Here is a 3,134-nt window from a genome sequence, read left to right as displayed (position 1 = left end):
ACATCCTGCGGCCAATCCCGAGAACCGCTCCCCTGAACTAACCGGTTAAATATATGCGCCCATTGAAACAGGCAATTTATTCCAGCCGTACGGCTGACAAGTTTGTCGTACGTCTGCCAGACGGAATGCGTGAACGCATTGCCGAGGTGGCTCGCAATCATCATCGCAGCATGAACTCCGAGATCATTGCGCGCCTTGAGCAGAGTCTTATTCAGGAAGGCGCACTGGGCGAAGAGCTGAGCATGCGCCTGGACAGCCCGGAGCTGTCGCTGCACGAGCGCGAGCTGTTGCAACGCTTCCGTCAGCTGTCGCACCGTCAGCAGAACGCCCTGGTGTCGCTGATCGCACACGACGCAGAAATGGCCGCTGACGCGTCCTGAGTTATACCGAGCATATTGAAGCCAGCATGATTGCTGGCTTTTTTTTGCCCGCAATATGACAGATGGCCGATTGGCAATTGAGTGTGGCGAGGGGATTTATCCCCGCTGGGCTGCATGGCAGCCCCAAAAACAATGGGACTGCTGCGCAGTCCAGCGGGGATAAATCCCCTCGCCACGGTTACTTGTACTTGCGCTCATATCTGTTTGGCAGGCACAAAAAAGCCCGTCGATTTGACGGGCTTTTCATTGCACAAGGTCAGAGCAGGAAGATTGTCGCCAACCCGAGGAAGATGAAGAAGCCACCGCTGTCGGTCATTGCCGTGATCATCACACTGGCGCCCATCGCCGGATCGCGGCCCATTTTGGCCAGCGTCATCGGGATCAACACGCCCATCAACGCCGCCAGCAACAGATTGAGCGTCATCGCTGCCGTCATCACCACGCCAAGCGACCAACTGCCGTAGAGCATGTACGCGACTACACCGATAACCCCGCCCCAGACCAGACCGTTGATCAAACCGACCGCCAGCTCTTTGCGCATCAAGCGCGAGGTGTTGCCGGTGCTGACCTGATCCAGCGCCATGGCGCGCACGATCATGGTGATGGTCTGGTTACCGGAGTTGCCGCCGATACCCGCCACGATCGGCATCAGCGCCGCCAGTGCCACGAGCTTCTCGATCGAACCTTCGAACAGACCGATCACCCGCGATGCGACAAATGCAGTGATCAGGTTCACCGCCAGCCACGCCCAACGGTTACGCAGGGATTTCCATACCGAGGCGAAGATATCTTCCTCTTCGCGCAGACCGGCCATGTTGAGGACTTCGCTTTCGCTTTCCTCACGGATCAGGTCGACCATTTCATCGATGGTCAGACGGCCGATCAGTTTGCCGTTCTTGTCGACCACCGGCGCGGAGATCAAGTCGTAACGCTCGAATGCCTGAGCGGCGTCGTAGGCATCTTCGTCCGGGTGGAAACTCACCGGATCGCTGGCCATCACTTCGGCCACCTGCTTCTCCGGATCGTTGACCAGCAGACGCTTGATCGGCAGCACGCCCTTGAGCACGCCGTCGTAATCGACCACGAACAGTTTGTCGGTATGACCGGGAAGCTCTTTCAGGCGACGCAGATAACGCAGAACCACTTCAAGGCTGACGTCCTCACGGATCGTCACCATCTCGAAGTCCATCAACGCACCGACCTGATCCTCGTCATAGGAGAGGGCCGAGCGCACGCGTTCGCGCTGCTGGTTATCCAGACTTTCCATCAGCTCATGGACAACGTCTCGCGGCAGCTCAGAGGCCAGGTCAGCGAGTTCGTCGGCGTCCATGTCCTTGGCCGCAGCCAGGAGCTCATGATCGTCCATGTCGGCGATCAGCGTTTCCCGGACGGAATCGGATACTTCGAGAAGAATGTCGCCGTCGCGATCGGCCTTGACCAGTTGCCAGAGCGTCAGACGATCGTCCAGCGGCAAGGCTTCAAGAATGTAGGCGACGTCGGCGGAGTGCAGATCATCGAGCTTGCGTTGCAGCTCGACGAGGTTTTGCCGGTGAACCAGGTTTTCCACGCGGTCGTGGTGCGGACCTTCCTGGCGATGAGTCAGGTCTTCAACGACACGTTGGCGCTGCAGCAGCTCGACGACCTGAGCCAGGCGGTCCTGCAGGCTTTCCTGTGTTTTCTTTACTTCGATTTCGGACATAGGCGAACTCCACTCCCAGCAGCGGGGCACGCCGGAAGGATCAATCAGTCAATTCATGATTGGTGAAACGGTTTACTGAACAACTACTGGGTAAGTCCATGGAGGTTTTCCATAAGCCCCGGCGGGGCTGACGGGCGCAATGATACACGCCTGACGGTTTAAAACGTTGAAAAAATCACGGCTGAAACAAGCGCTTGCGAAACAAACCTGAGCACCTGCCTGACCCGTGCAAATGCGACGACTCATCTTGAAAAGAAAACACACCGGCAACGCAAAAAGCAGCGACTACCCTTGAGCGTAGATCGTCATGGAGGACATCGAATGCCAGCAAAACCCGCGCTATATCTACTGACCGCCCTGCTCCACACCACGCCTGCCAACGCCACCACACTTCATCGTTGCCAGGCCGCTGACGGCAGCGTCACATTCACATCGATGAGCTGCGCAACTGGCGAGCAACTCTCAATTCAGGAGGTCCACCCGTATTCACCCGGCTGGGTCGCAATCATGCCGGAGTTCAATCACGAAGCCGTTTCCGGCATGAAAGACAGCGGTCGCGAACCGGGCATCGTCGGTGGCACCGAACACAAATGTGGAAACCTGATCGATAACAGGCAGCGGCGCGAAGCGATCATCAATCGGCGAGTGATTGCCGGCATGAGCCAGCGGGACGTCGAAAGCGCACTGGGCAAGCCCGACAAGATCAACACGCGCACGTCGACCACGAGCTATCGTTACGACCTCAAGCGAGGCCGCAGTGCTCAAATTGATTTTGATGAAAGAGGCTGTGTGAAGGGAAAAGCCAAATCCCGGACAGCAAAAAGCCCGCGTTAAACGCGGGCTTCTTGGTATATGGTGCACTCGACAGGATTCGAACCTGTGACCGCTCGGTTCGTAGCCGAGTACTCTATCCAGCTGAGCTACGAGTGCATTTGTGTTTTTATACCAGATCACAACTGGTTGAAGCCAAGTTATTCACATCACTGCAAACAACCCTTAAATGGTGCACTCGACAGGATTCGAACCTGTGACCGCTCGGTTCGTAGCCGAGTACT

The 3,134-nt window shown here is 56.9% G+C and carries 3 protein-coding genes and 1 tRNA gene; 2 read left to right on the top strand and 2 right to left on the bottom strand.

Annotated features, from left to right (window positions below):
- The first annotated feature begins 53 nt into the window (after window positions 1-53).
- Entirely contained in the window at window positions 54-380 is a 327-nt protein-coding gene (locus D8U71_RS07970) for an Arc family DNA-binding protein (RefSeq protein ID WP_003178899.1), read from the top strand.
- 256 nt (window positions 381-636) lie between these two features.
- On the opposite strand, the gene mgtE is transcribed toward D8U71_RS07970, so the two are convergent.
- A complete protein-coding gene (gene mgtE, locus D8U71_RS07965; protein WP_016773597.1) occupies window positions 637-2,079 on the bottom strand; it encodes a magnesium transporter in 1,443 nt (480 codons plus the stop codon).
- A gap of 321 nt (window positions 2,080-2,400) precedes the next feature.
- Here mgtE and D8U71_RS07960 point away from each other — a divergent pair, with 321 nt between their 5' ends.
- Window positions 2,401-2,913 carry a hypothetical protein gene (locus D8U71_RS07960; protein WP_024014007.1) on the top strand — a complete coding sequence of 171 codons (513 nt, stop codon included), beginning with the start codon at window positions 2,401-2,403 and terminating at the stop codon, window positions 2,911-2,913.
- A 19-nt stretch (window positions 2,914-2,932) separates the two neighbouring features.
- Here D8U71_RS07960 and D8U71_RS07955 read toward each other — a convergent pair.
- Window positions 2,933-3,009 (bottom strand) — tRNA-Arg (locus tag D8U71_RS07955).
- Between the last annotated feature and the right edge of the window lie 125 nt (window positions 3,010-3,134).

This window comes from Pseudomonas sp. Sample_21, from assembly GCF_004307525.1.
Taxonomy (GTDB): Bacteria; Pseudomonadota; Gammaproteobacteria; order Pseudomonadales; family Pseudomonadaceae; genus Aquipseudomonas; species Aquipseudomonas atacamensis.
The sequence above is the reverse complement of the archived record's forward strand: the minus strand, read 5'-3'. Positions and strand labels throughout refer to the sequence as shown.